Genomic DNA, 5,211 nt, shown 5'->3' with positions numbered 1-5,211 from the left:
GACTTGGATCGTCACCTCCTGGCCGTTGTTGCTGATCAACTGTGCCGCCATCGCCTTGTCCCCGCCTGTGCTTGAGCCATGGGGTCAGTATCGCTCATTATCACATTTTTGCAAGGCACCACCCGGTCAATCGATCGGCGGCGGGGAATACCGAGCGTTCCGGTTCGCTTTTACGAGGCGATTCATCAATAATCTTGATATCCAAGCGGAAAACGATATATTAGGAAAATCTAATATTTGAAAGGATCCATCGCATGAACAAGATCGGATTTTTGACCGTCCTGGCTCTGCTACTGACGGTCGATGCGCAGGCTGCTGGGCTGGAAACCGCCGTCGCCGAGTCGCGCAATCTGCCGCGCGAATACCGTCTCGATGGACTCGTGGAGGCGGTCAACCGCACCACCGTGTCGGCCCAGACGCAGGGGCAGGTCGAGGAAATCCTCTACGATGTCGACGATTATGTGGATAAAAACACGGTTCTGGTCAGGCTGAAGGATACCGAACATCGCGCGCGAGTCGCCCAGGCGGCGGCGGATCTGAAGTCCGCGACCGCTCGGTTGCAGCAGGCCGGGGATGAGCACACACGTGTCGAGGGACTCTATCAAAAGAAGAATGTTTCCGATTCGGCGATGGATAAGGCAACCGCAGACCTCGCCAGCGCCCAGGCCGAATTGGAGGCCGCAACGGCACGGCTGGAACAGGCGCAGGAGCAACTCGCCTACACCCAGATCCGCGCGCCCTACTCGGGCATCGTCACCCATCGTCATGTCCAGCTCGGCGAGATCGCGAGCCCCGGCGCGCCGGTGATGAGCGGCATCTCGCTCGATGAATTGCGGGTGATCGTCGACGTGCCGCAGAGCGTGATTCCCTCGGTGCGCGGCGGCGCCAAAAAGGGGACGCTGGCGCGGGTCTATCTGCCCGATGGACAGGCCATCGAAACCAACAAGATCACGGTCTTCCCGTTCGCCGATCTGGGGTCCAACACCTTCAAGGTGCGCATCGATCTGCCGGCGGAGACCAGCGGTCAGCTCCGCGCGCTGTTTCCGGGGATGTTTGTCAAGACCGGCTTCGTGGTCGGGGAGAAGCGCGAGCTGACGGTGCCCAAGGCGGCCGTGGTCCAGCGCTCGGAGGTCACGGGGGTCTATGTGATCACGGAGGGCGAGCATGTCCATTTCCGTCAGATCCGGCTGGGCCGGGTGCTGCCGGATGCCTATGTGGTACTCGCCGGTCTGACCGAGGGCGAGCGTGTCGCGCTCGATCCGATCGCCGCTGGTGCCTTGCTCAAATCGCAGGCGCCCATGCGTCACGCCGGCGCGGAGGAAGCAGGGTCATGAATGAGCCAGCCATGTCGGAGAACGCGGGACCGGCGAAGCTGGGGCTCGCCGGCAGTCTCGCGGCGCGTTTTCAGGCCACCGAAATCACCCCGCTGCTGGCTCTGGTGGGTCTGCTGCTCGGACTCTTCGCGGTCATGGTGACGCCGCGTGAGGAAGAACCGCAGATCGACGTCACCTTCGCCGATGTCTTCATTCCCTTTCCCGGCGCCTCCGCCAGCGAGATCGAGCATCTGGTGGCCGGCCCGGCCGAGCAGGTCTTTTCCGAGATCCGGGGCATCGAACATGTCTTTTCGGTCTCGCGTCCCGGCATGGCGGTGGTCACGGTCCAGTACCAGGTCGGCGAGGACAACACCGACGCGGTGGTCCGTCTGTTCAGCAAGGTGCTGTCCAATCAGGACTGGCTGCCGCCCACCCTGGGCGTCGGCACGCCGATCGTCAAACCCAAGGGCATCGACGATGTGCCCATCCTGACCGCGACCCTCTGGTCCAAGGACGAAAACGTCGGCGCCTTCGAGTTGGGACAGGTCGCGCACGCCATCGAGCAGGAACTCAAGCGCGTCCCCGGCACCCGCGATATCTACACTCTCGGCGTGCCGGATCAGGTGGTGCGGGTACTGCTCCAGCCCGAAACGCTCGCCGGCTACGGCATCGATCTGACCGACCTGCGCCGCTCGCTCCAGGCCGGCAACGCGATCCGCGACAATCTGGAGGTGACCGCCGACAACCGGGAGATTCTGGTCCAGGCCGGTACCTTTCTCACCAGTCCCGAGCAGATCGGCGATCTGGTGGTCGGGCTGCACGGCGGGCGGCCGGTCTATCTGCGCGATGTCGCCACCATCGAGCGCGGTCCCCAGCAACCGGAAAGCTACGTCTGGATGGGCGCGGGCTCGGCGGGCGAACACGCCAACGTCGATCTGACCGACACCACGCCAGCGGTCACCATCGCGGTCGCCAAGCAGGCCGGCGTCAATGCGGTGGAGGTCGCCCAACGGGTCATCGACCGCTTCGAGCAACTGCATGGCATCTTCATCCCCGACAACGTCGAGGTCACGGTGACGCGCAACTATGGCGCGACCGCCGACGCCAAGGCCAAGAAGCTGATCAGCAAGCTCACCTTCGCCACGCTTTCCGTGGTGCTGCTGGTGCTGTTCGCGATCGGCTGGCGCGAGTCCATCATCGTCGGCGCAGCCGTGATCGTCACTCTGGCGCTCACGCTCTTCGCCTCCTGGGCCTGGGGCTTCACGCTCAACCGGGTGTCGCTGTTCGCGCTGATCTTTTCGATTGGCATCCTGGTTGACGATGCCATCGTGGTGGTCGAAAACATCCATCGACACATGGCGCTGACCAAGGACAAGCTGCTGGATCTGATGCCAAGGGCGGTCGACGAGGTGGGCGGGCCGACCATCCTGGCCACCTTCACGGTCATCGCGGCGCTGCTGCCGATGGCCTTCGTCAGCGGACTCATGGGGCCTTACATGAGCCCGATCCCGATCAACGCATCGTTGGGGATGCTGATCTCGCTAATCGTCGCCTTCGTCTTCACACCCTGGATGACCAACTTCATGCTCGGGCGTCAGCGCACGGCTCTGATACTGGCCGGCGCGGATCACGGGGCGCATGACGGACAGGGCCACGGACGCCTGGACGGTCTCTTCCGTCGACTGATCGGACCCTTCCTCGTCGGACGGCGGGGCAATCTCAACCGCTGGTTCCTGCTGGCCGGGATTTTGGTGCTGATCGCCGGCTCGCTTGCGCTCGCGGTCAACCAGTCCGTCGTGCTCAAGATGCTGCCGTTCGACAACAAGAGCGAATTCCAGGTCGTGCTCGACATGCCCGAGGGCACCAGCCTGGAACAGACCACGCGCGTACTGAATGAGATGGGCGAATATCTGGCTACCGTTCCGGAGGTCACCGACTATCAGGGCTACGCCGGCACCGCCGCCCCGATCAACTTCAACGGTCTGGTACGTCAGTATTATCTGCGGGAGGGTGCTCATCTGGGCGATTTGCAGGTGAATCTGGTCGATCAGCACGACCGCGATAAGAAGAGCCATGTCATCGCGCTGGAATTGCGCGAGCCGTTGGAGGACATCGCCAGAGGCCACGGCGGCAACGCCAAGATCGTCGAGATTCCGCCCGGCCCGCCGGTGCTCTCGCCGCTGGTCGCCGAGGTCTATGGTCTCAACTACGAGGGCCAGATCGGTATCGCCAAAGCGGTCCGCGCGGTCTTCGAGGGCACGCCGGATATCGTCGATGTCGACGACTCGGTCGAGTTTCCCTCCCAAAAGCTGACCCTGGTGGTCGATCGCGCCAAGGCCGCGCGCCTGGGCGTGGCGCAGTCCAGCATCGCCTCGGCGCTGAGCACCGTGCTCAACGGCGAGGCCATGAGCTATCTGCACGGCGCCAACGTCAAATACGCGGTGCCGATCCGGGTCGAATACAGCGAGGCGGACAAGGCCGATCTGGAACAGGTGCTAGCGCTGCGGGTGCGCTCGGAGGGCGGGCAACTGGTGCCGCTGTCCGAGATCGTCGAGGTCGTCGACGGCAGCCGCGAGCACAGCATCTATCACAAAGATCTGCTGCCGGTGGTCTATGTCACCGGCGACATGGCCGGCGCGACCGACAGCCCGCTCTATGGCCTGTTCGCGATGGCCGCGACCCTAACCCGCGACCTGGGGCTCGAACAATGGTATCGGGAAGCGCCGACCAACCCCTACGAATACAGCCTGAAATGGGACGGCGAGTGGCAGGTCACCTATGAGACCTTCCGCGACATGGGGATTGCCTACGGGGTCGGGCTGATCCTCATCTATCTGCTGGTGGTCGCCCAATTCAGAAGCTATCTGGTGCCATTGATCATCATGGCCCCGATTCCGCTCACGCTCATTGGCATCATGCCGGGTCACGCCATTTTGGGCGCGCAGTTCACCGCGACCTCCATGATCGGCATGATCGCGCTCGCTGGCATCATCGTGCGCAACTCCATCCTACTGGTCGACTTCATCAACCAGCAGGTGCGCGAGGGCAGCGCCCTGGAGGACGCCGTCATTAACTCGGCGGTGGTGCGCGCCAAGCCGATCGTGCTGACCGCGCTCGCCGCCATGGCCGGCGCTGTCTTCATCCTCGACGACCCGATCTTCTCGGGACTGGCGGTGGCGCTGCTGTTCGGGTTGTTCGTTTCCACGGTGCTGACGCTGGTGGTCATCCCGGTGGTCTATTACGGGGTGATGCGCAAGCGGGTGGAGTGGATTCGACTCGCGACGGGGTAAGTCGGGGATATCGCCTTGCCGACTTCTGGCTTGGCCTGGCACAACAAATATTACGGCTCGTGGGAGAGCCTTGACGTTCAATGCATTCGATCATTCCTTATCGGGGATGCGCGGTGACAAGCACAGGTTCGACAAGACCGCTAACTCGATCTCGGCGATGTTGAGCCAACTCCCATGTTTGGGGGTGTCATGGAATTCCAGCTTGCGTGCGATGGCACGCGCCTCATCCGGCGGGAAGGCGTCATCGAGCGATGCCTTCCCCCGGTGTCAGGATAGAAGTCGCCTCCCTCTGGGAGGATGTGTGTGAGGATGGAGGCATAACAGTCCTGGGGCCTAGGAGCCTGTCCGACTTAGGTCGGACGTCGCGGCGAAGCCGCTCTGGAGGCTGAAAATCAAGGTAACTTTCTCGTCAATCGGCCATTTGATGGCCGTTTTTCACGACATCGACGCCACTTCACGCTGTTTTCATGGATTTAAGGCGAACAGACGCTTCAGATTCCAGCCCAAACACACGAGCGTCCACTCGCCTTGAACGGCCTGTAAACCCCGCAGCAGGAACGGGCGGAAGCCCAGGACGTGCTTGATGCTGCCGAACACGGGTTCCACCG

4 protein-coding genes and 1 pseudogene are annotated in these 5,211 nt (G+C 62.7%); 3 read left to right on the top strand and 2 right to left on the bottom strand.

Features of this window, described 5'->3' with window-relative positions; translation table 11 throughout:
• The 3 genes from QZY07_RS23010 to QZY07_RS23000 all read left to right on the top strand — a co-directional run.
• On the top strand, positions 1-241 hold a 241-nt coding region (locus QZY07_RS23010; RefSeq protein ID WP_295408004.1), incomplete at its 5' end, for a hypothetical protein.
• A 13-nt stretch (positions 242-254) separates the two neighbouring features.
• A complete protein-coding gene (locus QZY07_RS23005; RefSeq protein WP_295408002.1) occupies positions 255-1,334 on the top strand; it encodes an efflux RND transporter periplasmic adaptor subunit in 1,080 nt (359 codons plus the stop codon).
• Positions 1,331-4,603 (top strand): efflux RND transporter permease subunit, encoded by a 3,273-nt coding sequence (locus QZY07_RS23000; protein ID WP_295408000.1) that lies wholly within the window; start codon positions 1,331-1,333, stop codon positions 4,601-4,603. The genes QZY07_RS23005 and QZY07_RS23000 overlap by 4 nt, the downstream gene beginning before the upstream one ends.
• 99 nt (positions 4,604-4,702) lie before the next feature.
• Here QZY07_RS23000 and QZY07_RS22995 read toward each other — a convergent pair.
• Both QZY07_RS22995 and QZY07_RS22990 read right to left on the bottom strand, forming a co-directional pair.
• Positions 4,703-4,855 (bottom strand): annotated as a pseudogene (locus tag QZY07_RS22995) (IS630 family transposase); the annotation flags it as partial.
• 213 nt (positions 4,856-5,068) lie between these two features.
• A partial coding sequence (locus tag QZY07_RS22990) for a transposase (RefSeq protein WP_295408006.1) occupies positions 5,069-5,211 on the bottom strand: 143 nt, incomplete at its 5' end.

The sequence above is a fragment of the uncultured Thiocystis sp. genome (genome assembly GCF_903866365.1).
In the GTDB taxonomy this organism is placed as follows: Bacteria; Pseudomonadota; Gammaproteobacteria; order Chromatiales; family Chromatiaceae; genus Chromatium.
Note: the sequence above shows the minus strand (reverse complement) of the source record. Positions and strands in the feature narration are given on the sequence as shown.